Source organism: Paenibacillus sp. J22P277, from assembly GCF_059383675.1.
Genome location: NZ_JBXENS010000007.1, coordinates 205,109 through 231,257, shown reverse-complemented (window position 1 = coordinate 231,257; position 26,149 = coordinate 205,109). Strand labels below are relative to the sequence as shown.

Below are 26,149 nucleotides of genomic sequence, written 5' to 3'. Positions count from 1 at the left end.
TTCGCAGCCTAGAACAAACTGTTATCGGATAGCTTGCGGGACACGTAATTCGCGCCGAAGAGCAGAATGAGCGCCACGAGCGATTTGGCCAATCCGACCGCCGTCGAATACGAATAGCGCATCTGTCCGAGCCCGACCTTGTATACGTACGTATCGATCGTCTCGCTGACGTCGAGATTCAGCGGATTCTGCATGACCATGATCTGCTCGAACCCGGTATTGAGTATCGCGCTGACGGCGAAGATGAGCATGATCACGATGGTTCCCATGATGCTGGGCACCGTCACGTACCGCATGCGCTGGAACCTGCCGGCTCCGTCGATCTTGGCCGCCTCGTGAAGCTCCGGATCGACCCCCGCGATCGCCGCGATATAGATGATCGCTCCCCAGCCGATGCCCTTCAGCATCTCCGCGCCTACCATGATGAACCAGAACAGCTCGGGCTTGGCCATGAAATTGATCGGTTCGTCCACGACATGCAGCTTGACGAGCAGCAGATTAAGGACGCCGTTCGAAGGCGACAGCACGGTCAGAATCAACCCGCCGAATATGACCCAGGACACGAAATGCGGCACGTACGAAACCGTTTGCACGAATCGTTTGAAGCGTCCGGCCGTCAGCTCGTTCAAGAGCAGCGCGAACAGAATCGGCGCCGGGAAACTAAGCAGGAGCGCAAGCAGGTTCATGGCGAGCGTATTGCGCAGCACGTTCTGAAAGTTGGGGTCGGTGACGAATTCCCGAAAGTAGGTCAATCCCGCCCACGGCGAATCCATGATGCCCAAGAACAAATCGTACTTCTTGAAGGCGATCAAAATCCCGTACATCGGAACATACGAAAATACGAGAAGAAACAGCAATCCGGGCCATACCATGCTTTGAAGCGCGAATTGGCTCTTCCATCTCGACCGGCGGCCGCTCGCCTTCATTTCCGAGGCGGAAGCCAGACGGCCCGCTTCCAAGGTTCTTTCCACTTTTCGTTCTCTCCCATCCTGTTATCCGCCCGGCCTACGATGCAGCCCGCGGGTCATTTCTCTTTCTCGGGCTCCTTCGTCCGCAAGCCGGAAGCATAATCTAACTATAGTTCGTGAAAGCGCTTATAAAAATAGCTCTATTTTTGATTTGATACCTTCATTTTGGTTCCGCGCCGCAGCGGGAAGGGTTGGCGGGAAAATTGTCGAATACGTGATTGTCGAATACGCGAAGGACGATGAATTCCCGCAGAGAGAAGGTTCGCCATTGATCCGCCGTCTGAACGCCATGAGCATCAAAAGCAAGGTCATGCTGGCTTTCGTGCTGTTGATCCTGCTTCCTTTCAGCGCGCTCGGGTTGTATACGTACGATCAATCCCAGCGCTTCATTCGGGCCCAGTTGATCGCAAGCGCTTCCACATCGCTCAAGCAGATGACGTTCACGATCGAGAACAAGATCGACTTGATCGAAAGCCTCAGCGATTCCATCACCTATAACTATCGCCTGCAGCAATTTCTGGGGAGCCCCTTCACGGGAGACGATAATTCGCTGGACACGTATTTCAGTTACGCGGCGCCGTTGATCAACTATGCCATGCTGTTCCAGAAGGTCAATACGGAGAAAATATCCGTGTTTATGGCCAACGACAGCATACCCGAAGGCTTCGGCGCTTTCTACCGCGCGTCGAGAGCCATGCAGGAGCCTTGGTACGCACCGTTCGCCAGATCCGGCTCGAAGTCGGCCTGGATCGTCCGCGACAACCCGGAGAGCGGCCGAACGTTCGGCTACGTGCAGAAGATGGTCTCCCTGGAAGGCGACGACATCGGATTCACGCTGGTCGAGGTGCGGCCGGACGATCTGCTCGCGACGACCGTACGGGACAAGGCGGAGACCGGGCAAGACGTCGTGATCGCGGACGCGCAGGGCCGCATTGTTTCCCCGTCGGGAAGCGCCGTCGACCTCCCCCTCCCGCTGCAACGGAAGTTGGCCGACGGCGGTCATGCCTTTCGCGGCGGACGTCTCTATATCGGCGAAAAGCTGGAACGCGTCGGCTTGTCCATGCTGATGAACGTCAAGCTCCCGCGCACGGCGAATTCCTGGCAGGTCGCGAGCAACCTGATCTTCATCGCCGCGACGGTCGCGCTGTTGTTCGCCTTCTATTCCGTGTTGAAGATGGCGCTTCGCACAATGCGGACGAGCATCCGGCAAATGGATCTGGCGATCGAATCCGGGTTCGAGCCGATTCCGATCCGGCGGCGGGACGAATTCGGCGTCATCGGCGAGCGGTTCAATCTGCTGCTGAGCAAGATCACGACGCTGATGAAGGACATGGTCCGCAAAGAAACGATGCAGAAGGATGCCCAGCTAGCTGCGCTTCAATCGCAGATCAACCCCCACTTCATCTATAATACGCTCGATATGTTCAGCGCCAGGATGGAGCTCGCCGGGCAATTCGAAGTGTCGGACGCGATGGCCGACTTCGGGAAAATGATGCGCTACAATATGGACGGCCGTTCGAAATTCGCGACGCTCGAATCCGAGATCCGTTACTTGGAGCAGTACATGAATTTGCAGAAAGTCAAATACGGCAACGACGTCGAACTGGCTCAACAGGTGCCGGGGGAGCTGCTTGCGCTGCGCATGATCCGCTTCATCCTGCAGCCGATCGTGGAGAACAGCATCAAGCACGGCTTTCCGGCGAATGGATCGCTTCGCATCATGCTTACGGCCAGCCTTCAATCCGACGGGACCGTCCTGATCGCGATCAAGGACAACGGTCCGGGCATCGATCCGGCGCGCCTCGCGTCCCTCAACCGACGGTTCAGGGATTCCGATTATGCGCCGCCTGACGATCAAACGAGGGAAAGCATCGGCCTTGGCAACATCAACGAAAGGTTGAAGCTGTTCTACGGCGAAGCCTATGCCATTCGGCTGAACAGCTTGGAAGGCGAATATGCGGAGACGATCGTGACGATTCCCTGTAGAACAGGAGAGGAAGACAACCATGTATGACGTGCTTATCATCGATGACGAGCGTCTGATCGCCGAAGGGGTCAAAGCCAAGCTCGAACGCGCGGGGCTGAACGAGTTATCCGCGATCCATGTCGCTTGCGGCGGAGAGGACGGGCTTCGGGCCGCCGCCGCGTGGAAGCCGCACATCGTCATTACGGACATGCGCATGCCCGACATCGACGGCGTGCAAGTCGTCCGCCGGCTCTCCTCCGAGCTGCCGCGGACCAAATTCATTCTCCTGAGCGGTTACGGCGATTATGCCTACGTTCGCGAAGCCTTCAAATACGGCGTGCTGGACTACGTGCTGAAGCCGGCGGGATCGGCCGAGCTCGCGGATCAGATCAGGACGGCGATCGCAGCCATCGAGGAGGATGCCAGGCAGGCCGCAATGGCGGAGCGAAGCCGTCAGGCGGAACATTTGGCGCTCGCCGCGCGGTTGAACGCGCTGCTGAACGACCCCGGATCTCATGGCGTTAACGCGGGCGAATCGACGGATCGTTCGATGACGGAAGCGTACTTGATCCATGCCCATGCGGTTGTCGCCTTGTTCCATGTAAGCGGCTCATCCTATAGTTCGGCGGATTTGGCGCTTGTCGAGTCCGTGCTGGATAGCAAGGCGAGGTCGAACGAATCGGCCGACCGTCTCAAGCTGGTCGTCTTCCACGATGGGGGAGGAACCGTCTGCGCGGTCATCAACTTCACGACGGCCGTTACGCCCGGCGCCATGGCATCGCTGCTTGAAGGTACCGTTGCGCAGCTTAAGCTGACCGGAGTGGAGCGGGCGGCCGTCTTCGTCAGCGAACCGGGCTCGCCTGCCGGCTTGCGAATGCTGTACGGGCAGGCCAAGCTCGCGATGTCTTACCGGATCTTGCGGGAACCCTGCGATGTGTTAAGGTGGCAGCCGGTCATGTCTGCCGGCGACCGCGACGAGGAACTATCGCCCGCCCGCAAGGATATCGAAGCGCTTCGCCTTGCCGTCGATACGCTTCAACTGGAACGGATCGCCCTCTGGATAGACCGTTGGCTGCCCGACAGCCTCATCGGAGCCGCGTCGCTCGAACAGATCGAAGCGGTCTATGCGCTTCTGCTGACCGAGGTTCGGCGGCGCTTCGACGGACGTCTTCCGTCCGAGCGGAGCGACCCCGTTCGCGCGCTTGCCTCCTTCCATACGCTAAGCGACCTTCGCCGGTATTTGAAAGCCTATGCCGGCACCGCCAAGCAATTCGCGGACGAGCATGCCGAACCGGAGGAGACCGTCGTCTCTTTCGTGCAAGCCTACGTCCGGGAGCATTTCCATCGCGACATACAGCTTGCCGAAATGGCGAACCGGGTATCCATGAACTACTCCTACTTCAGTACGCTTTTCAAAGAGCGGACCGGCTCGACCTTCACCGCCTATCTGATCCAGGTGCGCATGGAAGAGGCGCGCAAGCTGCTGCAAGATCCCACCTTGCGCATTAACGAGGTGTCGGACCGGGTCGGCTACGGCAATCTGTACCACTTTTCCCGCGCGTTCAAGAACTACTTCGGCATGTCCCCGAAGGAGTATAGGCGTTCCAGATAGAAAAAGCCCCGAACCGGCGCAGTCGTCCGGTTCGGGGCTTTTGGAGCGGTTTATTCGGCTTGCGGCGGATAACAGCGGATCTCGTAGACGGCGGCGGACGGGTCTCCGTTCGTTGCCTCGATCACGACCCGCAGCTTGGCGGTCGCGACGGGCTTCTCCAAGCGGTGGCGGCATTGCCGCTGATAATTGCCCCGAACGGCCGCGATCTCCGTCCACGCCTCGCCTTCCCAGGCTTCGATCCGGTAATCCTTCGGGCATTGCGGATCGCGATAGAACGGTGCGTAACCATGATATTCCCAGAGCAGATGGCCGGGGAACGTCAACTCCACGTGCCCGATCGTCCGCGGCTGCTCCCAGGCCAGCTCAAGCCATTGCGGCAGCGCGTTGGCCGGGTCCGAGCGCCATAAATTCGTATACCGGTAAGGACGCGCCACGCCGCTTACCGCTTGCCCGGGACCGAAGCTGCGCTGCGGCGGATCGATGCGGAAGCTCCGCGTCGGACCGTTCCAGTCCCGGCGCATTTTGCCTTGGCCCATCTCGTACGCGCAGGTATGCCCCGGCACGGCGCCAGCCGCGACATGCCATCGCAGGTTCGGATTCGCCAGCAGATCGAGACGGACGTACTTGCCCGGTTCGAGGCCCGAATCCTTCGTCAAGTTAACGTCCCACTCGACCCACTCGAAAGTCGCGCCGGGCTTGATCGTAAGCATCGCGGCAGCGAGCGGCTCAAGCTCCTCCGTACGGTAATCCCAGATGTGATCGACCGGCAGGATGCGCGCCTCCACGGTTTGAAGAACATCCGACAAGTTGGACACGCAGACCGCCACGCGATCCAGCGTCTCTTCCGCGATCGCGATCCATTGGCCTTTGCGCTCGCGCAAGATCTCGGTCTCCGGAAACCGCCGCTTGTCGTCCCTCTCCGGCCCCATTCCGGCGCAAGCCGCTTCGCTGCTGGCCGTAACCCGTGCCGTGCGCGCCAGATCGAGCTCGTCCTCGTTCGCCGAGTTCGGCAGGAAGCAGCCGTCGCGGAGCAGCGTTTGCTGCACTTCGCGAATCGCGACGTCCGGCACGTCCTTAAGCGCAATGCCGCGCTTAAGCGCAACGGCGGCCGCAGTGCCGACGGCTTGCCCGACGATCGCGGTGGTGCCCATCACCCGCACCGTGCCGAGCGCGGCGTGCGTGACGCTGACGTTGCGACCGGCCATCATCAGATTGTCGACGTCCCGGGCAATCGACGAACGGAGCGGAATGCCGTAGGGTCCGCAATAGCTCTTGACCATGTAAGGGCTCGTCTCGTCATAGCCCTCCGAGCTCGCGTGCTCGCTCGTCGGCGCCAGCAGGCCTCCCGGAGTATGCAAGTCGAGGAACCAGCCGCCGTAAGCGATCTCGTCATCGAATACGGTTCTGTTCATCGGATCATGCTCGGTCATCAGGTAGAGGCCTTGAATTCGCCGGCTCTCGCGCTTGCCCGGCACCTGCCCGATCCAGTCGATCGCGTGATTCGCGGCAAGCTCCTTCGTCTTGGGGTCCTTGTTCTTGATCCAATCCCAGACGCCGAGCACGTAGCGCGTCAATTGATGCCGAATGTCCTCGTTCTCGTGAATCGTATGCCAGGGCATCCCGATCTCGATCCACCAGTAGCCGCCGCGCATATCGTTCGGCCTCCGGCCTTCCTTGTAGAAAAAATCCGGGTTGTCCAGCTGCGCGGCCCATTCCGGCGCTTCGAACGGCGCGGGCGCGCCCGTATTCACCGTTTTGAACAGCAGCGACGATCCCATCACGTCGCCGCTAGCCTGAAGCGGCGCATGCGGCTCGTCGTACTCCTCGCGGCCTTCCGATCCCATATGCCATTCGCAGCCGGCCAGATCCGCCACGATCCCGTCGCCCGTGCAATCGATGAAGATGTCGCCGCTCAACTCCAGCGAAGTCTCCGCATTCGCCACGACACCGATGACGGCTTCGATGCGGCGCTCCGCGCTTTTGCGAACGTCGACGATCGACGTATTCAAGTGAAAGGTCAGATTCGGCGTACGCACCGCCAGATCGTACATCGCCATGTCCCATACGCTGTTCGTCCATCCGTTCTCGAAGATGACCTCGTGGTTGCGGGCGCGCTCCTCGATCAGCAGCTCCGAGATGATGCCCGTCTCTTTCGCATAGACGTGGAAGGCGGCCGCTCCGTGCGGCGTCACCCTGACCTCGGACGAGCTGTTGCCTCCGAAGACGGGGCGGTCTTGAACGAGACAGGTCCGCGCTCCATGCCTCGCCGCGGCCACCGCCGCGCAGAATCCGGCCAAGCCGCCGCCGCAGACGACGACATCGTAACTTTCCTGGCGAATATGGCGGGCAGTTACCCCCTCATGCGCTTTGCGTATTACACGTTCCGAATGCCTTGAATTTGCGATGTTCGTGTCCTCTGCCAATTCCTTTGCCTCCATCCGCCGTCGATCTGCACCTTCGGATTGACAGCGTTTTCTTTCATTGCCACCCCACTATACCATCGCGCTTCCGCCGACAAAATAGCGCTGTTTTTGATTTGATACCTTCATTTTGGTTGGTTAAAGGTTTCGGCATGCCTGCAGTCCGAGCGAATTCGGTAGACCTGCGTAAATGATAAAAAGCCAGTAAGCTCGACGATCTGAGCTTACTGGCCCGACAAACGCAATCTCAAACATATACGGGGCGATCGGCCGTTATCCGCAATTGCGCGATTTGCTCTTTTGCTGGCGCAGGCCCGCCGGTTGATGGGTTTCCCGTTTTGCAGAGCCACCCCGCTTCGATCTCGTACGTCCAGTCATCCCAGGACTCTCAAACCGGTTTGCGCGCGATGATCAGCGACCGTTCCGAATTCGTGCGAATGCCTCTCTCGGTTCCGTGCTCCGCCGCGAACCGCCGCAGAATCGCGAAATCCTCCTCTTGCTCGCCAAAACCGGGAATGATCGGCGCATGCTTCAGCAGAAAAATCAAATCCTGCGGAGTCGCGTAATATTCCGTCGCGTCGTACTGAAGGGACTGCAGCTCCGGGAAGCCCGCCGCGCGCAGCGCCGCCAGATTGCCGCGCAGCAAAGCGCCTGCGCCGACGCCGTCATGCTGCTCCCTGCCGAATGCCTGCGCGAGGTTCCGTTTGTCCCCCTCGCCGACCTGCTGCGTGATGAACGCGCCGCCCGGCTTCAGCACTCTCGCGATCTCGCTTGCCCGAAAAGGCGCATGGCGGCAGCATACGATATCGAAGCTCCCGTCCGGGAACCGCAGCCGATCCGAATCCATGCGCAGGAAGCGCACGTTGCCCGCTCCGGCCCGCTCCGCGTTGCGCTTCGCCGTCTCCACCATGCTTGCCGCGTGATCGATGCCGACGAGCACCCGCGCGGCACCCGCCAAACCGAGCAGCAGCTCGCCGCCGCCCGTGCCGATATCGAGCAGCGCGTCCGCAGCACCGCACCGGGACGCCACTTCCCGCGCATAATCCCAGGCTTCGCCCTCGGTCTCCACGCGCAATTTGCTGAAATCCCATCCGTTCCGCGCGCCGGCTTGCTCGTAAAAGGACTTGTCGTCCATGATTTCCATCGTTTCATTCCCCTTCGCATGAGGTAGGTTAGCCGATCGTCCTTCCGACTCGTTCCGCATTTCGCATCAACCAACAGGGCAGACTCTCCCCTTGGCGGCCGGCACGCGTTTTAAGCCCGGCCCGATTACGAGCTACTTCGAACGTTTCGGTACGACACCCGCTTCACCTCATCCCAAGGAATGCCTTTATTGTAAGCCGGTCCTACCCGTACGCTCAAGCGGAAATATAAAAGCACGGCCTCTGCGCCGCAACGGCTGCCGGTGCATTCGGACCGTCCTACGCCCGCCCCGAGCAGCGCGAAAAAAAGCACCGCATCTCATGCGGCGCCCTTCAACAAATTTGCCAGTTCCAGCTGCTTTTTCGTTCGAATCGCCTACTCGTCCTCGTCCGTCCCGTCCGCTTCGTACGTGCACAGGAACCGCTCCGTGCCGGGGTATTTCTCCCCCAGGCTTTCCACCGTGAAGCGGCTGCTGCGGTAGAAGTCGACGGCGTCCTCGTCCGTCTCCGCGACGAGCAAGGACGGATTTTCCAGCGTCAGCAGCTCCAGGATCAACCCTCTGCCGTAGCCTTTGTACCGCTCCTCGGGCGTGACCGCGATATGGTCGATCTCGATCTTTCCCTCGCCGGCCCAGTGGTAGCCGATCAAGCCGATGATGTCGCCTTCCGATTCGTAGCCGAGCAGCCGATGCGCCGTCTCGCCTTTGTATGAGTCGACCGCCCGCTGCAGCCGTTCCGGATCGGGAAACACCGACCAGCTCAGCAGCTCCTGAATTTCGTCCTCGTCCAGCCGGGATGCTATGTTCACTAACATGGAAAATGACCGCCTTTGCTTGGTTTCTCAGCGTCATTATATCATAAGCCGGACAAAGCCCGCTTTTGCCAAGCAAGCGGGCAACGTAAGAATAACAGCCCGGTAAGCGCCGGCGGTCCCGACAACTCGCGAAAGGATCACGGCAGTACCCTTCTCCGAAGGCTTCGCGCCTGGAGCGATCGCGGAACGGCAGCCCGGCGCTGAATGTCGGCCTTCCGCACGCTGAAACGGTTCTAGCCGTCTATTACGCCGACCGGGAATTCGATCCCGTGTCCGTTAGACGATCTCGCAATCCTACGGCTATCCGTCAAGACCCGCCATGCGCTCGGCCATCAGCCGCCCTGCTTCGCTCCAAGCCGCCAGCAGCGCGTCGTACCACGGCTGCTCGGCCGCCGCTTCGATGGCGCCGGTCCGGTCTAGCTCGGCGATCACGCCGCGTATGCCCTGCTCCCAAGTGATGGTATAGCAGAAATCCAAATCCCGCCGGGCCGCGGCATTGTCGAATAGATTGTTGTAGCGGAAATTTTCCGCGCACCATTCCGCCCGCTTCGGCAGCAACGCGCGCAGCAGATCCGTCGGCATATGTACCAGCCGCGGCTCCGGCGCACCCAAGGCGCGGGCGACCGTCTCCCAGTACTGGTCATAGCGCATCCACTCTTCGCCGGTAACGTTATACGCCTTGCCGTACGCCGCTTCGTTGCCGATGGCGCGGACGAACGCCCGCGCCACGTCGTCCCGGTGGCAGGCGCTCCAGATCGACGTCCCGTCGCCGTGAATGACGATGGGACGTCCTTCGCGCAGGCGCTTCATCTGGCTGACGCCGTCCCCGATGGAAGCGACCGCGGCGCCGCAGCCGCCGTACGTCTGAGCGGGACGGAAGATCGTAATCGGAAAGCGCTGCGGATCATGCGCCGCGAACAGGAGATTTTCGCTCGACGCTTTGTTGTACGCGTAGGGAAACGAAGGCAGCGCGCCTCGCTCGCCGTCTTCCGCAACCGGATAATGCCCGGCCCGTTTCGTGTATACGTCCACCGTGCTGCAATAGATATACTGCCCGGTTCTCCCCGCGAAAGCGCGCACCGCGCTCTCCGCCTCGTCCGGTCGAAAGCCGATCATCTCGATCACGCAGTCGAAATGCCCCGCGTCTGCCATTTGCAGCTCGAACCGCGCGAACTCCCGCCGGTCGCCGATCAGCGTGCGCACGCCGTCCGGCGCCTGCTGCCGGCCGCGGTTGTAATGCCACACGTCCATATCCCCGCGCGCCAGCAGCTGCTCCGTAATCGCCGTGCTGATCGTGCCGGTTCCTCCGATGATGAGCACTCTCATTCGTTCATCTCCTTCCGTTGGCTATAGACAGTCCAGCACGAGCACCCAGTCGTTGCCTCGCCCGGCCAGAGGCGGCAGGAAGCTCGCTTCGCCCTTGTTCGGAAAGCTGCCGAATGCGGTAAGCTCTCCCGTTCGCGGATTGAACCAGGAGGCGGCCACTTCGTCGCCGGCGATCCTGCCCATGGCGACCCGCAGCGCCAATCCGTTCGGCGAATAGATGAACGCATGACGTTCGCCTCGTGCGGCGACGGCGTAGTTGGCGCCCTCGTCGTTGGCGGCCAGCAGGTTCTGATCCGGCACCCGTTCCAGCATCGGACGGGATTCCGCGAGCGCGCGCACATGCCGCATCTGCGCCGCGCCGGGGCGCAGGATCGCGTTTTGCCAGGTCATGATGTACGTTTTCGTCGGCTCCTTCGTCAGCGACCAGACGCAGTGATGTCCGTACGTGATGCCGAAGCCGCCGGACAAGACGCCGTAATAGGCGGATTGGCGCACGTCCGCTTCGTCGAAATAGCCGTTGACGGGATTGAATCCCCGCGGATGATCCTCGTAGCACGGCTCGGCCTCGAGCGTCGGCTTGACCGGCGCGCGCGCGTAATCGGCGGCGACGAGCTTATGGTTGTCCCGTTCGCCGAGGGAGTGGCTCGACTGAATCATGTTGAAATCCAGCCAAGGCTCGTCATGCACGTGATGGGACGAAGAATGCCCGCCATGGGGGTGGAACGTGCGCAGATGCCGGCCGCCGTCACCCTGTGCCAGCCCTTCCGCCATCGCGTTCACGATCTCGAAGTGGCGAAGCCGGACAAGCGGCCTGTCGCCTCCGAGCACCCAGATGATATTGGAGCGGTCGGCGTAGCGCTCGCCAAGCCAGCGGCCGTAGCTTATGGCAGTATCCGCGGTGAACACATCCGGCCCCTCGCCCCATGCGATATGGTATTTATCGCCCCAGGTCGGCAGCAGCGCGATATACATGCCGAGCTCCGCCGCCTTGTCCACGATATAATCGACGTGGTCCCAGTACGTATAGTCGCCGGGACCGGCATCGACGTCCGGCGCCGCGGGATCATAGACGCCGTTCACGGCATGCAGCGGCAGCCTGCCGTACGCATTGGGCCTCGTCAAGCCCTCGAATTCGCCAAGGCCGACGGCCTGAATGACCGTATAACCCCGCTCCGCGCGGTTGGCCAGATAATGGTCCGCCTCTTCGCGCGTGGATCGATGAAACAACTCCCAAGCCGTATCGCCGAGCCAGAAGAACGGCGTATCGTCCTCCGCGACGAGATAGCGGCGGTTCTCGCTTACTTTCAGCCAAGGCAATGAAGACTTCGTCGACATCCTGTTCCCCCCGGAAAATCATGATGGTGCTTCACTCCGCAATATAACATGGCAAGAAAGCGCTGTCTATTACGGATATATAAAATGTATACATATTAAATACGATGTTAACGCACAAAAAAACTCCGCCGCTATAACGGTCGGAGCTTCGGTCCCTACTCTGAATACCGATGTAACATCTCGGATACCCGGTCCCGGTACGACGGGTCGAAATACGCCGTGAACGCGAGATTGATTTTGATGACTGGCGAAGCGCCGGCTCCGTCGCGCGGCTTGGCGATGTCCAAGGAATCGATCGTGATGAGCCGTTTCAGCTTTTGCTGAGCTGCGCTTCGCTCAGCGCGGCAAGCAGGACATAGATACGACAAATTCCCGCTAGTCTTAAAGCGCTAATAGATCTTCGCAAAAAAATAACCAGCCCGACACGACACGTGTTCGGACCGGTTATTTTCTCTTCGCGGCTTCGGGTTAAATCAGCTCCGATTTGCCGAGCAGCCGCTCGACCATCGAAGCTACTTCGGCACGCGTCACGAACTCCTTCGGCGCGAGCCTGCTGTCGCTGCGGCCTTGCACGAGCTCGGCGTTCAAGCTTGCCAGCACGCCTTCCCGCGCCCAACCCGCGATCCGATCCGCGTCGGCGTACGCGGACAACTGCGCGTCTTGCGAAGCATCGCCGTTATCCATCTGCAGGCCGGTAATCTCCATCGCACGCGCAAGCATGCTCATCGCTTGCTCTCTCGTGATCCGATCGTTCGGGCGGAACGTTCCGTCCGCGTACCCGCTGATCAGCTTATAGCGATACGCGGCGTTAACGGCATCGCAGTACCAATCGGCTTTCCCCACATCCGCGAATGCCGGCGACCCGCTCTCCGGCTTAAGGCCGAGGGCCCGAACCAACGTTGCCGCGAACTCCGCGCGCGTAATCGCTTGATTGGGGTTGAACAACCCGTTGCCGTCGCCCAAAACGATCATCCGCGAACCCATGTCGTTCACGGCATCTTTGGCCCAGTGGCCGGAGACGTCGGCGAATGCGATCGGATGCCAAACCACGGCATACGTGCTGTTGGTCAAGCTTTGGATGCTGGCGTAATAAACGCCGTCGATCAGCACGACCTTGGTCGGTACGTGGCGAACCGCTCCGTCCGGCTCGATGACGATGCCGGTCGTGATCTGCTTCAGATCAACGCCGGCCGGAAGCGGAAACAACCGCTCGACGTACGCGCTGAATGAGGAAACGTCGATTACCGTCTCTCCGCGGGTCACTTTGACCGTAAAATTCACCGGCGGCAGGACGAGCTTGAAATTGCCGCTCAGTGCGGCCTTCTTCACGATTTCCAAGGTTTCGGACGTCGGATCGGATATTTCGATCGTGATCGCGATGTCCTCCAGCGCGTCGGCGCCTCCCAATTTCGCCAGGATCGCTTCGATATCGATTTGATCCGCGGGGAGAATATAGCTTCCTTTGATCGTTTTGATCTCGAGGCTCGCTTGTTTCTGCGCCAGATACTGCAGCAGCCCTCCGCTCAGCTTGCCGATGACCGAATTGGACGTCGATTTGGTCACGAGCGTAATGATCGAACCCGGGCCTTTGAGATCCAAGATTTTCTTGATTCCGTTCTCGTCGACGGTAATCGTCGTGGTGGACTGATTGTTGACGGTCGTCGTCGTTTCGCTGCCCAACGATACGCTTATGCCGTCAATCAAGATCATGAGGCCCGTATCATGGTTGGCCGGCGGCGCGGGAACGTAGTTCCACACCGCGTACAGCGTCACGTTCGCCTTATCGATCGCGAATGCGTCTCCTGCTTTGTAGCTCGTTCCTTTTCCGTCCGCCGCCGTATTCCAACCGGCAAACGAGTAACCGGAGCGGTACAGCGAACCCGTGTTGCCGAGCACCGTCACGCTAGCCGCATCCTCGTAAAGCGCGTTGTCCGTCGGTGCGGTGCCGTCCGTGCCGCCATTGCCGTCGTAAGCGACCGTGAACACGGCCGTCCACTTCGCGTACAGCGTCGTGCCGTCCAGCGGCACCGTGCTCGTGCCGAAGTCCCACGCGGTCGTCAAGCCGGCTTCCTTGAACCAGCCATCAAACCGGTAACCGGTCTTTGTCGGCTCGGCCGGAGCCGTGATCGTCGTGCCGTAATCCCCCTCGATCCCCGCGACCGCGCTGCCGCCGTTGCTGTCGAAGTTGATCGTGTATTCGTTCACGTCGTACTTCGCCGTTACCGTCAGCGCGCCTGTTACGTTCGTGAACGCGGTGTCCCAGCCCGTGAACGTGTAGCCGGTCCGCGCCGGGTTCGCCGGAGCCGCCGCATCGCTGCCATGGTTTACCGTCTCCGTCTTCAGCTCGGTTCCGTTCCAATCCTTGAACGTCACCGCGTACGTCTTGATCGTCCACTGCGCGTATAGCGTCGTGCCATTCTCCGGCATCGTATCCGCCGCGAAGTTCCATGCCGTCGTTAGACCGGTTTCTGTATACCAGCCGCCGAAGTCGTAGCCCTCGCGCGTCGGCTCGGCCGGCTCCGCGATAAGCGTGCCGTAATTGCCGTTAATGGCGGTTACCGTACTGCCGCCGTTGCTGTTGAAGCTGATCGCGTACTCGTTTACGTCATACTTCGCCGTTACCGTCAACGCGCCGGTCACGTTCGTGAATGCTCTATCCCAGCCCGTGAACGTGTAGCCGGTCCGCGCCGGGTTCGCCGGAGCCGCCGCATCGCTGCCATGGTTTATCGTCTCCGTCTTCAGCTCGGTTCCGTTCCAATCCTTGAACGTCACCGCGTACGTCTTGATCGTCCACTTCGCGTACAGCGTCGTGCCGTTCTCCGGCATCGTGTCCGCGGCAAAGTTCCAGGCCGTAGTTAAGCTGGCTTCCTTGTACCACCCGCCGAAATCGTACCCTTCGCGCGTCGGTTCGCCCGGCTCCGCGATGAGCATGCCGTAATCGGCGTCGATCCCCGCGACCGCGCTGCCGCCGTTGCTGTCGAAGCTGATCGCGTATTGGTTCACGTCGTACTTCGCCGTTACCGTCAACGCGCCGGTCACGTTCGCGAACGCGGTGTCCCAGCCCATGAACGTGTAACCCGTTCGCGTCGGACTCGCCGGCGCCGTCGCATCGCTGCCGTGGTCTACCGTCTCCGTCTTCAGTTCGGTTCCGTTCCAGTCCTTGAACGTGATTGCGTATGTCTTGATCGTCCACTTCGCGTACAGCGTCGTGCCGTTCTCCGGCATCGTGTCTGCGGCGAAGTTCCATGCCGTCGTTAGACCGGTTTCTGTATACCAGCCGCCGAAGTCGTAGCCCTCGCGCGTCGGCTCGGCCGGCTCCGCGATGAGCGTGCCGTAATCGGCGTTGGTCGCCGCGACGGCACTGCCGCCATTGCTGTTGAAATTGATCGCGTATTGATTCACGTCGTACTTCGCCGTTACCGTCAACGCGCCGGTTACGTTCGTGAACGCCTTGTCCCAGCCCGTGAACGCGTAGCCCGTTCGCGTCGGACTCGCCGGCGCTGTCGCATTTCCGCCATGGTTTATCGTCTCCGTCTTCAGCTCGGTTCCGTTCCAATCCTTGAACGTCACCGCGTACGTCTTGATCGTCCACTTCGCGTACAGCGTCGTGCCGTTCTCCGGCATCGTGTCCGCCGCGAAGTTCCATGCCGTCGTTAGACCGGTTTCTGTATACCAGCCGCCGAAGTCGTAGCCCTCGCGCGTCGGCTCGGCCGGCTCCGCGATAAGCGTGCCGTAATTGCCGTTAATGGCGGTTACCGTACTGCCGCCGTTGCTGTCGAAGCTGATCGCGTACTCGTTTACGTCATACTTCGCCGTTACCGTCAACGCGCCGGTCACGTTCGTGAATGCTCTATCCCAGCCCGTGAACGTGTAGCCGGTCCGCGCCGGGTTCGCCGGAGCCGCCGCATCGCTGCCATGGTTTACCGTCTCCGTCTTCAGCTCGGTTCCGTTCCAATCCTTGAACGTCACCGCGTACGTCTTGATCGTCCACTTCGCGTACAGCGTCGTGCCGTTCTCCGGCATCGTGTCCGCGGCAAAGTTCCAGGCCGTAGTTAAGCTGGCTTCCTTGTACCACCCGCCGAAATCGTAGCCTGCCTTGGTCGGCTCGGCCGGAGCCGCGATGAGCGTACCGTAATTGCCGTTAATCGCCGCGACCGTGCTGCCGCCGTTGCTGTTAAAATTGATCGTGTATTCATTCACGTCGTACTTCGCCGTTACCGTCAATCCTCCGGTCACGTTCGTGAACGCCGTATCCCAGCCCGTGAACGCGTAGCCCGTTCGCGTCGGACTCGCCGGCGCTGTCGCATTTCCGCCGTGGTTTACCGTCTCCGTCTTCAGCGTCGCGCCGTTCCAATCCTTGAACGTCACCGGGTACGTCTTGATCGTCCACTGCGCGTAGACAGTTACGTTGCCGGTCACGGCGGTCGTCGCATCAAAGGCGGTTCCGCTGCCGTTCGCCGCCGTGTTCCAGCCTGCAAACGTGTAACCCGTCTTGGTCGGAGCAGTCGGCAGGATGCCGACGTTGCCGCCGTAGGTTGCCGTTTTGGCAGCCGGGCTCGCATCGACGTCGCCGCCGTTCTTTTCGAACGTCACCGTGTAGGGAATCGGCGTCCACTCCGCGTACAGCATCACGTCGCCGCTGCCCATGGCGAACGTGGCACCCGGCGCGTACGTCGTGCCGTTTCCGTTCGCTTGCGTATTCCAGCCCGCGAACGTATGACCCGTTTTGGCCAAGCCGCCCGTATTGCCCACTGCCGTTACCGTCGCGCCCGCCGTATATGAAGTGCCGTCGGTAGGCGCGGTTCCGGAGGTTTGTCCGTTGCCGCTGTAGGTTACCGTGTACGTCCGAGGCGCTTGATAAACTTGATGCAGATTGACCTTGCCGGTCAGAATGTTATAGGCGATGAAGCCTTGATCGTAGCCTTTCGCTAAATAAAATCCTTGCAAATAGGTAGTCGGGTTCGTGGCAAGATCGATTAACGCATCCGTGTCCGGCACCCGCCAATCCGTGACCATCGCGCCGGCGTTATTGAACTCTCTGATCTTCTGGTCGAACGAAGTAAAGTAGCCATCCACGTCGTACGTCGAGCTGGTGTCCATCGCGAGAAAACCGCCGTTGTTCAAGGACATGAACGATGGATAGTTGTCGCCGAAATTAAAGAGGGTCGTGTCGGTAATCGTCGCGACCGCGGTGCCGTCGGGCTGAATGATTTTCAACCGGTACCCGCTGCCGTAGGCGTATCCAACCAAAAAGTTCCCATTGGACAGCGCTTGGACTTGCGAGTACATATTGGCGGCCCCGCCGTTGTCCGACAGAATAAATTGATTGAACCCGTTGACGGTTTTCTGGGTGCCGTCGTTATTGTAGAGCACCGCGTAATAGTTGGAATTGTTGTAGAAATTGTAGACAACGAGGTAACCGCCGTTTCTGCCTCCTGCGAACCCGTGCGTATACGAGGAGTTTTGGCCCGGATTACCTTCTCTCGTTCCCGTCGTTTCAATCGGCGTCGGCGCCGTGAGCGGCGTTCCGTCCGCATTGAACACCCGTGTCAAAAACGTGCTTCCGTCGTTTTGCCAAATAAAGGCGACTTTCCCGTCGGATAGCTCGGCCATATTCGTGTAGCAATTATAATAGGAGGTTGACGTGCTGATATTCGTCGGGGATTTATAAACGCTTCCGTCCGAATTCAGAATGACGAATTGATACAAATTGTTGGTGTTATTGTCGCAGCCGTTCGTCGTCCCTTCCCATGTGATCAACGAGCGGCCGTTCGCCAACCCCAAGGCTTGAAAGGTGCTGACGTTCGAAGCGCGCGCGCCCATGATAGTCGACAGATTAACGTTAGCGAGAAGCGAACCGCCAGGAGAATAAATCCGGTACGAATATACGCCGCCCTCTTTATTGATCACGCCCGTATTGCCGTCGCCGAGACCGGCGACCGCGTTCGTGTAATTATTGATCGTGTCGGAGTTGACCGAGAATTTCGTCGCGCTGCCCGTATCGACAGCGGCGCCGAAGGCCGCGTTCGGCAGGGCGAACGCGATGCCTGCCATTACGACAAGCCACATCGTCAGCATCCAATGCTTTCGAAGCGTAGTCGAACGTTTTTTTAGCCGAGCTCTCATTATGAAGCCACCTTTGTTTGTTTATTTCATTTCCTTTTTGCTAAAATTCTACAGTTTTATGAATTTTCCTTTTAATTTCGACACTATTCTTTCAACAATTTACCGGGTTGCCGCGTTAAAATGCTGTTGTTCCATCCCGCGGCAGCGCAAAAAAGCCCCAGACGGGGCACGCTGCTTCCTTCCGGAAATCGCGCGCAACCGCTCTGGAGCTCGGAGCTCGATACGTTCTGCCTGGCTTGCCTACGAACAGCCGTCAGTTTATCGCTTTAACCGTCTTCGCCTGCGGCTTGACGAGCTCGCCGCCGCGATCGGCCGAAAGCTGCTCCGCTTCGATGATCGCCATCGTGCCGAGCGTCTCCACCGGCGGGCACGCCGATAGGGCATCGCCTGATGCCACCGCGTCCAGAAAATACCGGATCTCGCGGTAGTAGCCCGTATCGGGCGACAGCTCGGCAATGAAGCCCGGCTCGTTCGCCGGATGAACGGAGACCGCGTTATCCGCGAAGACGATGCTCGCGCCCTCCAGATTGACCCGATACGTCATGGCGAATTTGATGTCTCCCTGCAGCGTCCAGTCCGCCTGCGCGTTCAGCACCATGCCTTCCGGATAGAGGTAGTTCGTCGAGACCACGTCATAGCCGCCTAGAGGCGCGACGACCCGCGCGGAGGTGGATACGTTCGCAGGCATGCCGAACAGCCAATGGATGATATCCGTGTCGTGAACGTGCATGTCCAGCAGGCACCCTCCGCTATTTGCGCCATTTAGGTACCAAGGCAGCGGCGAGCCGGAGCCGCGGTAGAAATAGCCTGCTCTTACTTTGCCGTAGCGTCCGTCCTCGACGACCGCTTTCAAATATTCATAGGCCGGCCAAAACCGCAGGCACTGCCCGATCATCAGTTTCTTGCCCGCGGCGTTCGCAGACTCTACCATTCGCAGCGCCTGCTCGGACGTACGGGCCATCGGCTTCTCGCACAGGACGTGATGGCCCTTCGTCAGCAGGGCAGAGGCCAGTTCCGCATGGAAAGGCGTCGGCACCGTAATGTCGACGATATCCAGCTCTTCGCCGCGCAGCATGTCGTCAACCGCGTCGTACAGCCGGTAGGCGGACAGCCCGTCGTCCTTCAGCTCCGCCATCTTCAGGTCGCATACGGCCGCTAGCTCGACCGGGTAGCCCTCCGCCATCAGACGCTCGTAGCAGGCCAAATGCGTCCGACCCATCGCGCCGATGCCGATCAAGCCGACCTTCAACGTCCGGACCACATCCTTCATCCCGTTAATCCCGTGCTGCCCACTCTCGATCCCTTTCGTCACAAGTATCCTTATCCCCTCTCGGTTCAATGTCGAATCTTGCATCATTCCGTGATGATTATTTTCATTATATTCGCCAATCGCTATAATGAATTTAGACGATAGAGGGATTAGTTGGACGATACCGGTCTTTTTCTTCTATTCTTTCGCAGAAAGGGAGCGGCGGCCGCGATGATGCAGGACACGATCTATCCGTTACGACGAACGGCTCCTTTTCGCGAGTGGAGCCCCAGCATTCACTATGCAAAATACCAGGTGCTGGCACCGCATGTCCTGCAATGGCGGCGCTTGTACGATTTCGAGCTGCTGCTCGTCTTCGAGGGCGAGGCGGCGACGACGATGAACGGCCAGCGCCACGCGATTTCTGCCGGTCAGCTGCTTTTCCTGCCCGCGGGCGTCATGCACCGGAATGAAGTCGTGGCGCCGAACACCCGGTTTCTGGGCATTCACTTCGACTTCTTCAACGAGCTTGCCGTGTACGGCGAGGAGGATTTGGTCGTGAACGAGAACGCCGTGGAGCAGGAAAAGTTTTGCCGGGAAGCGCTGGCAGAGCCGTTCTCGCCCTTGTCGTCCTCCCCGGTCATGACCCCGCTGCCGTCCTGCGTGGCGCTGATGGAACAGCTCGTGCAGGAATTCGCGATCCGTCCGCTCGGGTACGAGCTCGCCTGCAAGGCGCTGATGCTGGCGGTGCTGTCGCAGCTGCTTCGCCTGCAATTCGCCAAGCCCGGACCCGGATCTACCGTTCACGGCGCCCGCATTCAGGCGCTCATGGCCGAGATCGAGCGCCGGCCGGCGGAGCGCTGGAGCAACCCGTTGCTCGCGAAGCGGCTCGCCATGAACGAGGACCATATGGCCAAGCTGTTCAAGGCCGTCGCCGGCCTGGCGCCGGGCGAGTTCGTCCGCGCGGTCCGCCACCGCGAGGCCCGCCGGCTGCTGCGCGAAACCGACCTGACGGCCGAGCAAATCGGCGAGATCGTCGGTTACCCGGACCTGCATTATTTCAGCCGGATCTTCCGCAGGCTCGAAGGCGTGTCGCCGCGGGCCTATCGGAAGCTGTCGAGGGTCTTGTAGACCCTTCATGAACATAGAAAAACCCGACCTTTTGCGAAGGTCGGGTTTTCAATATTGGAATATGAGGTTAATTAGAGCGTTATAGCTCGGAACCAAGCATCGCCCCGTAAGCCTCCGACGCGGGAGTCGTATCGGGCGTATTCTGTACGACCGCGAAAACGATCGCCCCGAGAACCAGCACCCATAACAGGACGAACAGCGTGATCTTCCACGCGCTTTTCGGCACGCGGCCCGTGACGCTGCCGGTCTCCCCGTTCACCATGTAACGGTAAGACTTTTCCTTGTACCGGTAATTCGCATTCCAGATCGGCAGCAGAATATGCTTGTAGGACCGGTCGTAGTAGCGTGTATCGATGGACAGGTTGCGAAGCTCGTCCCCGCCGATCTTGCGCCGGATCTCGCTGTTCAACGTATCGTCCACGCGGGAGCGCGCGGAGTCCCAGCCCTGCTTGAGCGGAACCGAATACCGTTCCGCGATAAAGCCGCTCAAATACTCGGGTTTGTACGCGGCCAGCTGCTCCAGCTTGAAATCGTTCATCTTCTGCAGCAGCGCGCTGTCGTATTGCCCGGAAGCCGGGATCAGGACGTCGTTGAAAAACCGCTCGTGGTGACCGTCGGTCCAATGCCACACCGTGTAGCGGACCCGCTCCGTATACGTCTCGGTCTTGCCGTTCACGGTGCGCGTGCGCGTCTCGTTCCGGTAATGGTACACGCCGACCTCCGCCCTGTACGCGGACGCCGTGTTCGTGTCGAACGTCCAGAACGGCACGTAGACGCCGTTCAGGTTGGAGTTGACGGACTGCGCCTTGAACGCGTTCGGTACGAACCACCGCTTCCGTCGCCAGGCGTTGAACGCCTGATTGGCCTGCTCTTTCGAGATCCGGAACGGAATGACGGACTCCGGCCGGATGCTGCCCGGATTGCCCTGCGGCAGCACCTTCGCCGATCCGCAAAATGCGCAGACGAGCGCGGTTTGGCCGACCGGCAGCAGCATCTCGCCGCCGCAGCTGCCGCATTTGACGACCTGCTGCTCCGTGCCCCAGTCCAGCAACGCGGCGTCGGTTTCGTCCGAGAAATCGAGCACGTATTCATGAACGGCTTCGCCTTGACCTGCCTCGATCGCCTGCTCGTTGCCGCAATAACGGCATTTCAGCGTCTGGCTGACCGTATCGAACTGCATCTGACCGCCGCAGCCCGCGCACGGGAAGGTCGCCGCCGATTGTTCTTGCCCCGTAAGGGGTTCATTGGCCGCCATCTGGATTCCCCTTTACAATTTAGTGCCGCAGCCGGTGCAGAATTTCACGCCCGAAGCCAGCTCTTTGCCGCATTCCGGGCAAAATTTGCGCTCCGGGCGGGCGGCCCCGCACTCGGGGCAAAACTTATCGTCCGCGCTCAGCGCATGATTGCAGCTCACGCACGCGGCATTGCCGCCGGGCGCCGCAGGCGGGTTCGACGGCGATGGAGAAGGCGCAGGTGCCGAGAAACCGCCGCCCATAGACGCCCCGGCCGGGTTCTGCTGGTTACCGTGGCCATCGAACGCGTTCATCGCCTGCTGGAACATTTGCCCCATGGCCATGCTGGCGCCCAGCTCCATGCCCAATCCGGACATGCCGCCGCCGTCCGGCTTGTTCGCCATCTCGCGCATCGACTCGGCGGCTTGAAACTTCGCGTACCGGTTAAGGTCGCCGGCAATATTCATCGACGATCTGCGGTCGATCATCGCCTCCACTTCATCCGGCAGCGAGATATTCTCGATGACCAGGCCCGTCAATTGAAGGCCGATCTCCGTGAATTTCGGCTTCAGCTTCTTCACGGCCTGCTCGCCCAGCTCGTCGTAGCTGCGCGCCAGATCGATGATCGGGACGGCCAGTTCGGCCACCAGGTCGGTCACGCCCGAGACGATCATCGTTTTGAAATACCCCGTTACCTGATCCGGCGTGAATTGCCCGTGACTGCCCAGAATGCCCATCATGAACGCGGCCGGGTCGACGATCCGGTAGGAATAGTTGCCGAACCCGCGCGCCCGCACGACGCCGAACTCTTTGTCACGCATGATGATCGGGTTCGTCGTGCCCCATTTCTGATCGGCGATCAAGGTCGTATTGACGAAGTACACGTCCGCCTTGAACGGCGAATTGAAAGCATGCTTCCACGCCATGAGCGCGGTCAGCACGGGCATGTTCTGCGTCGACAGCTCGTACCGCCCCGCGAAGAACACGTCGGCGATCTTGCCCTCGTTCAGAAATATCGCCGCCTGGCCTTCGCGGACCGTCAATTGCGCGCCCATCTTAATCGCGTTGTCGTAAGCCGGAAAACGGTAAACGAGCGATTCCGTATCCTCGATCCATTCGATAACCTCGATAAATTGACCTTTCAAAAATGAAAACAGCCCCATGTTTCTTCCTCCCGCCGCGCTTGTTTCGCGATTCTCCATTATTTCTCATTATACGACAAAATCAGAATGCCGGTACATGACTTCTTCCCGTCGAAATCGAGTCCGGACGGGAAGCTTCGTTGCATGGCTGCATAAAAAGCCTGACCGCCCATCGCGCAACGAACGCAAAGAAGCCGCACCCTGCTGCGCGCGAACGCTGCGTGCGGTGCGGCTCCGCCGAGGTCCCCGCGAATCCAATTTCGTTTATGGCCGGAACCTCCTATGCCTCAAGAAAACGCACCATCAGCTCTTCATGGGCGTACGTCCCCTCGTCCAGCTTCATCGCGTTCCGCTCCACGCCGTAGGAGACGAAGCCCAACGACAGATACAGCGATTTGGCGGAAAGGTTCGTATCGACCACGTACAAGCCGAGCTGCTCCAGCCCGGGCAACTCCCGCGCGCGCGCCATCAATTCCTCCATCAGCCTCCTGCCGATGCCTTGCCCTTGCGCTGCCGGGTCGACGTACATGCCCCAAACCATGCCTTTATGACGCATTTTGCGATGGGGTTCCCGGCGAAAACCGACCATGCCGACGAGAGCCCCGGAATCCGCGTACGCGCCCAATATAAAATTGCCGCCTTCGGCCGCGATGCGTCCCCGGACCTCCTCCATCGGGGTATCCTTCGCGTCCTCGTAGTCCGCGCCGAACGCCTGCGGGTACCGCCGCAGGGCATCCAGCCGCAGCCTCCAATAAGACGCGGCGTCTTCGACTTGCAGCTTCCGAATCCACATAAGCTTGCCTCCTTGCCGGGTCTTCGGATAAAGATGCTCGAGCTGCGATGCCGCCCGCTTTATCCAAGACTGATTATTTCGGCCGCCCGATGCCGCTTTCCTGTTCGATCCTGCAAAATCGGTCCCGGCGACTTCGTTGGTCAATTTCATCCGTGATGAATACCTTATTATGCAGGCTGCTTCCAAACTATCCGGTCCGGATCGCGCAACGATCCGGCTTTGAAAGGAACCGTTGACCGTGACGAATGAAATCGCCATGAATTCGATACCCGCGATCGAACCGCCTGATCAAAAGGAGCGCGCCCGGCATGCGCCGAAGGAGATCGTCGTCGCCGCGGTCGGCGATCTCTTGATGAAGCCGCTGCTCATCCGAACCGTGCGTACCTCGGCTTCCGCGAAAGGGGACGCCGCTTACGCGTTCGACCAGGTGTTCGAGCCGGTTGCCCGTTATCTGCGGGAAGCGGATCTGACGATCGGCAATCTCGAGACGACGTTCGCCGGCGGCACGGACGAGCGCAGCTACACCGCAACCATTCGCAATCCGAAGAATCGCAATCCGGTCTTCAATTGTCCGGATGCCTTCGCCCCCGCGCTGAAGTCGGCCGGCTTCGACGTGCTCGCGACCGCGAACAACCACTGCATGGATTATGGCGTTCGCGGGCTCAAACGGACGCTCGAGGTGCTCGACAAGCACGGGATTACCCATGTCGGCACCTACCGGGGGACCGAGGAAGCCCAGTCGCTCTGCATTCGAAACGTCGAGGGGATCCGCATAGGCATCCTATCGTATACGAGGGGAACCAACGGGGTGCCCGTCCCGAAAGGGCAGCCGGCCGGCGTCAAGAAAATCGTCCCTTCGAGCATCAAGAAGCAGATGAAACGGCTGCGGGCCAAAACGGATTTCATCATCGTTTGCATGCATTTCGGCTATGAATACCACGGAAATCCGAACGCCCACCAGAAGCAAATGGTCCGTTTCTTGTTCCGGCAGGGCGCCGACGCGATTCTCGGCTCGCATCCGCATGTGCTGCAGCCGGCGGTTTGCCGCACCGTAAAGGACGTCGACGGACGGACGAGGAAACGATTCGCGATCTACTCCCTGGGCAACTTTATCTCCACGCGCCTGCACGGCAAGGACGCTGCTTTGACCGGTCTCATCCTGCGCCTGACGATCCGCAGAACGGCAGGCGGCTCCGCCGAATTATCGAAGGTCGACTTTATCCCGACATGGGTCAGTCTCGCGAAGAACGGCAAACGCACGAAATGCCGGGTGCTGCCGCTTCATCGGGCGCTGCAAGAACCGAAGAGCTATACGTCCGACCAGGCGAACCGGATGCGCCGCGCCTATCGCGGCACGCTGCTCCTGTACAAGGGCGTCATAGCGCCGTATGGCGATTCGCCCGCAGGCTAAAGGGCGCCGCTCCTTCCGGTCCGCAACCGGCTATCCCTTGCGCAGAACCTGTCATCGCCCTCGCCGCGAGTGGATGCTCGCCAGCCGATCTTATGGTAAAATGGAATGAGTTTGTTTGGAGGCGGTCTCCGTACGGCAGGAAATTTTCCACAACTGTCGAATACTGTCGTGGTGCCCAATCGTTTCATAGGGAACGGAACCGGCGAGTTACCGCATAATGAACAAGAGTGCTAGACTATTTTTTACTTGAAAAAGGGAGCACGTAACATGATCGTACATTACACAAGAGATATCAACAGCGCCGCCGGCATTTTGAGTTCCAGGGAGTTCCCGCTTGCGCGGATCGGCTTGAACGAGCAAACCGACGCCTTGCGGTATTTGTCCGATTTCAACCGGCTGCATTACACGCAGGACTTGATCGCGACGTTCAAGCAAGCGCTGAATATCATGCGCCAGACGCCGAACCTCGATCAAAAGCAGTTTTTCACCCATACGTTCTTGGCCGCGGAATTGCGCAAGGTCGCCTACCAGAACGGCGTCTCGCTCGGCGGCTCGCTTGCCGCCCTGCTGAGCCAGCACAGCTTCATGACCAGCTTCAGCGACGAAGCAGCCAGCACGTTCGTCAATCCGGAGAACGGCGAGATCGCCTTCGAATTCGAGGAAAACCCGCTGGTTGCGCCGCGCGGCTTCCAACTGCTGTTCAATAAAGTGCACTACGCCGAAGCCGATAAAGTGAAGAAGCTGCAGGCCGACAACGGCGACGACATGACGCAGTTCATGGACAGCGTCGCGCAGGAATCCGATGCCACGTTCACGGATATCCTCTCCGCCTACATCGAGAAGCTGGAGAAGCAGCAGCTTGCTTATACCGGCATTATTCACGACCTGCTGGCCGCGCTGATGGAGGAGAACAAGAAAGGCGCGTACACGCCGCTCGACCTGTACACGCTGGACGAAACGGTCGCCGCGGTCAAGTTCATCCACGATTACACCGTCGAGGAGTTCACGACCAAATTCCGCACGGAAACCGGCCAGAAGCCGCCGACCAAGCTCGAAATCAAACAAATTCTAAAGCAAAACCCGGACATGATCCAGGCAACCTGGATCGATATCCGCAGCGCGCTCATCCGGGATATCGCGTTCCGGCAGGAAAACGAGATCCGCGCGATTCTGCTGCCGCAGAACAAGAAGCAGTTCAATCAGCAGAAGAAGCAGATTCCGCTCGCGTTCGACGCGGACAAGCTGCGCCGCATCGTGATTTCGCCCAACTGCGCCGACAAGGCGGAGTGGAAAGCGAAGCTCGAGGACGCGTTGTTCACGAACCGCTATGCGAATGTGGTCGTGGAATAGCAACGTGGAATAGAACCGAACCGGCACGGTTGCCCTGGAGGGCTTCGCGGCCCGTTAACAAGAAAGCGGCTTTCCCCCATTTGGGAGAAAGCCGCTTTCTTGCATAATATGGGCTTGCTTCGCTCATGCTAC

The 26,149-nt window shown here is 59.8% G+C and carries 16 protein-coding genes; 5 read left to right on the top strand and 11 right to left on the bottom strand.

Annotated elements, in window-relative coordinates:
• Nucleotides 1–8 precede the first annotated feature (8 nt).
• Complete coding sequence (locus tag AC50YL_RS24970; RefSeq protein WP_494835549.1) at nucleotides 9–971, bottom strand: ABC transporter permease; 963 nt, start codon at nucleotides 969–971, stop codon at nucleotides 9–11.
• 211 nt (nucleotides 972–1,182) lie between these two features.
• On the opposite strand from AC50YL_RS24970, the gene AC50YL_RS24965 reads away from it, so the two are divergent.
• Both AC50YL_RS24965 and AC50YL_RS24960 read left to right on the top strand, forming a co-directional pair.
• Nucleotides 1,183–2,982 (top strand): cache domain-containing sensor histidine kinase, encoded by a 1,800-nt coding sequence (locus tag AC50YL_RS24965; RefSeq protein WP_494835548.1) that lies wholly within the window; start codon nucleotides 1,183–1,185, stop codon nucleotides 2,980–2,982.
• Complete coding sequence (locus AC50YL_RS24960; protein ID WP_494835547.1) at nucleotides 2,975–4,546, top strand: helix-turn-helix domain-containing protein; 1,572 nt, start codon at nucleotides 2,975–2,977, stop codon at nucleotides 4,544–4,546. Before AC50YL_RS24965 ends, AC50YL_RS24960 begins: the two co-directional genes overlap by 8 nt.
• A 50-nt stretch (nucleotides 4,547–4,596) precedes the next feature.
• Here AC50YL_RS24960 and AC50YL_RS24955 read toward each other — a convergent pair whose 3' ends face one another.
• The 7 genes from AC50YL_RS24955 to AC50YL_RS24925 form a co-directional block, all read right to left on the bottom strand.
• On the bottom strand, nucleotides 4,597–6,969 hold the full coding sequence (locus AC50YL_RS24955) for an FAD-dependent oxidoreductase (protein WP_494835546.1): 2,373 nt from the start codon (nucleotides 6,967–6,969) through the stop codon (nucleotides 4,597–4,599).
• A 385-nt stretch (nucleotides 6,970–7,354) separates the two neighbouring features.
• Complete coding sequence (locus tag AC50YL_RS24950; RefSeq protein ID WP_494835545.1) at nucleotides 7,355–8,110, bottom strand: class I SAM-dependent methyltransferase; 756 nt, start codon at nucleotides 8,108–8,110, stop codon at nucleotides 7,355–7,357.
• A 374-nt stretch (nucleotides 8,111–8,484) separates the two neighbouring features.
• Nucleotides 8,485–8,922: a GNAT family N-acetyltransferase gene (locus AC50YL_RS24945; protein ID WP_494835543.1), complete on the bottom strand. Its 438-nt coding sequence runs from the start codon at nucleotides 8,920–8,922 to the stop codon at nucleotides 8,485–8,487.
• A 300-nt stretch (nucleotides 8,923–9,222) separates the two neighbouring features.
• Nucleotides 9,223–10,248, bottom strand: coding sequence for an NAD-dependent epimerase/dehydratase family protein (locus tag AC50YL_RS24940; protein ID WP_494835542.1), 1,026 nt, complete (start codon nucleotides 10,246–10,248; stop codon nucleotides 9,223–9,225).
• 21 nt (nucleotides 10,249–10,269) lie between these two features.
• Nucleotides 10,270–11,583, bottom strand: coding sequence for a glycoside hydrolase family 140 protein (locus AC50YL_RS24935; protein ID WP_494835540.1), 1,314 nt, complete (start codon nucleotides 11,581–11,583; stop codon nucleotides 10,270–10,272).
• Between the two features lie 468 nt (nucleotides 11,584–12,051).
• Complete coding sequence (locus AC50YL_RS24930) at nucleotides 12,052–17,709, bottom strand: InlB B-repeat-containing protein (RefSeq protein WP_494835539.1); 5,658 nt, start codon at nucleotides 17,707–17,709, stop codon at nucleotides 12,052–12,054.
• A 253-nt stretch (nucleotides 17,710–17,962) separates the two neighbouring features.
• On the bottom strand, nucleotides 17,963–19,021 hold the full coding sequence (locus AC50YL_RS24925) for a Gfo/Idh/MocA family protein (RefSeq protein WP_494835537.1): 1,059 nt from the start codon (nucleotides 19,019–19,021) through the stop codon (nucleotides 17,963–17,965).
• Nucleotides 19,022–19,189: 168 nt separating this feature from the next.
• On the opposite strand from AC50YL_RS24925, the gene AC50YL_RS24920 reads away from it, so the two are divergent.
• Nucleotides 19,190–20,089, top strand: coding sequence for a helix-turn-helix domain-containing protein (locus AC50YL_RS24920; RefSeq protein ID WP_494835535.1), 900 nt, complete (start codon nucleotides 19,190–19,192; stop codon nucleotides 20,087–20,089).
• Between the two features lie 79 nt (nucleotides 20,090–20,168).
• Here AC50YL_RS24920 and AC50YL_RS24915 read toward each other — a convergent pair whose 3' ends face one another.
• The 3 genes from AC50YL_RS24915 to AC50YL_RS24905 form a co-directional block, all read right to left on the bottom strand.
• Complete coding sequence (locus AC50YL_RS24915) at nucleotides 20,169–21,344, bottom strand: TFIIB-type zinc ribbon-containing protein (protein WP_494835533.1); 1,176 nt, start codon at nucleotides 21,342–21,344, stop codon at nucleotides 20,169–20,171.
• A gap of 12 nt (nucleotides 21,345–21,356) precedes the next feature.
• Nucleotides 21,357–22,484 carry an SPFH domain-containing protein gene (locus AC50YL_RS24910; protein ID WP_494835532.1) on the bottom strand — a complete coding sequence of 376 codons (1,128 nt, stop codon included), beginning with the start codon at nucleotides 22,482–22,484 and terminating at the stop codon, nucleotides 21,357–21,359.
• 259 nt (nucleotides 22,485–22,743) lie between these two features.
• Nucleotides 22,744–23,256, bottom strand: a complete 513-nt coding sequence (locus tag AC50YL_RS24905; RefSeq protein ID WP_494835531.1) for a GNAT family N-acetyltransferase — start codon at nucleotides 23,254–23,256, stop codon at nucleotides 22,744–22,746.
• Between the two features lie 238 nt (nucleotides 23,257–23,494).
• Here AC50YL_RS24905 and AC50YL_RS24900 point away from each other — a divergent pair, with 238 nt between their 5' ends.
• Nucleotides 23,495–24,667: a CapA family protein gene (locus tag AC50YL_RS24900; protein WP_494835530.1), complete on the top strand. Its 1,173-nt coding sequence runs from the start codon at nucleotides 23,495–23,497 to the stop codon at nucleotides 24,665–24,667.
• Nucleotides 24,668–24,934: 267 nt separating this feature from the next.
• Complete coding sequence (locus AC50YL_RS24895; protein WP_494835529.1) at nucleotides 24,935–26,017, top strand: hypothetical protein; 1,083 nt, start codon at nucleotides 24,935–24,937, stop codon at nucleotides 26,015–26,017.
• The last annotated feature ends 132 nt before the right edge of the window (nucleotides 26,018–26,149 follow it).

Bases quoted from the DNA above. Each gene is read 5' to 3' on its own strand.
- AC50YL_RS24960 (WP_494835547.1), top strand. From the start codon at position 2,975: ATGTATGACGTGCTTATCATCGATGACGAGCGTCTGATCGCCGAAGGG.
- AC50YL_RS24950 (WP_494835545.1), bottom strand. From the start codon at position 8,110: ATGGAAATCATGGACGACAAGTCCTTTTACGAGCAAGCCGGCGCGCGG.
- AC50YL_RS24945 (WP_494835543.1), bottom strand. From the start codon at position 8,922: ATGTTAGTGAACATAGCATCCCGGCTGGACGAGGACGAAATTCAGGAG.
- AC50YL_RS24940 (WP_494835542.1), bottom strand. From the start codon at position 10,248: ATGAGAGTGCTCATCATCGGAGGAACCGGCACGATCAGCACGGCGATT.
- AC50YL_RS24935 (WP_494835540.1), bottom strand. From the start codon at position 11,583: ATGTCGACGAAGTCTTCATTGCCTTGGCTGAAAGTAAGCGAGAACCGC.
- AC50YL_RS24930 (WP_494835539.1), bottom strand. From the start codon at position 17,709: ATGAGAGCTCGGCTAAAAAAACGTTCGACTACGCTTCGAAAGCATTGG.
- AC50YL_RS24920 (WP_494835535.1), top strand. From the start codon at position 19,190: ATGATGCAGGACACGATCTATCCGTTACGACGAACGGCTCCTTTTCGC.
- AC50YL_RS24915 (WP_494835533.1), bottom strand. From the start codon at position 21,344: ATGGCGGCCAATGAACCCCTTACGGGGCAAGAACAATCGGCGGCGACC.
- AC50YL_RS24910 (WP_494835532.1), bottom strand. From the start codon at position 22,484: ATGGGGCTGTTTTCATTTTTGAAAGGTCAATTTATCGAGGTTATCGAA.
- AC50YL_RS24905 (WP_494835531.1), bottom strand. From the start codon at position 23,256: ATGTGGATTCGGAAGCTGCAAGTCGAAGACGCCGCGTCTTATTGGAGG.
- AC50YL_RS24895 (WP_494835529.1), top strand. From the start codon at position 24,935: ATGATCGTACATTACACAAGAGATATCAACAGCGCCGCCGGCATTTTG.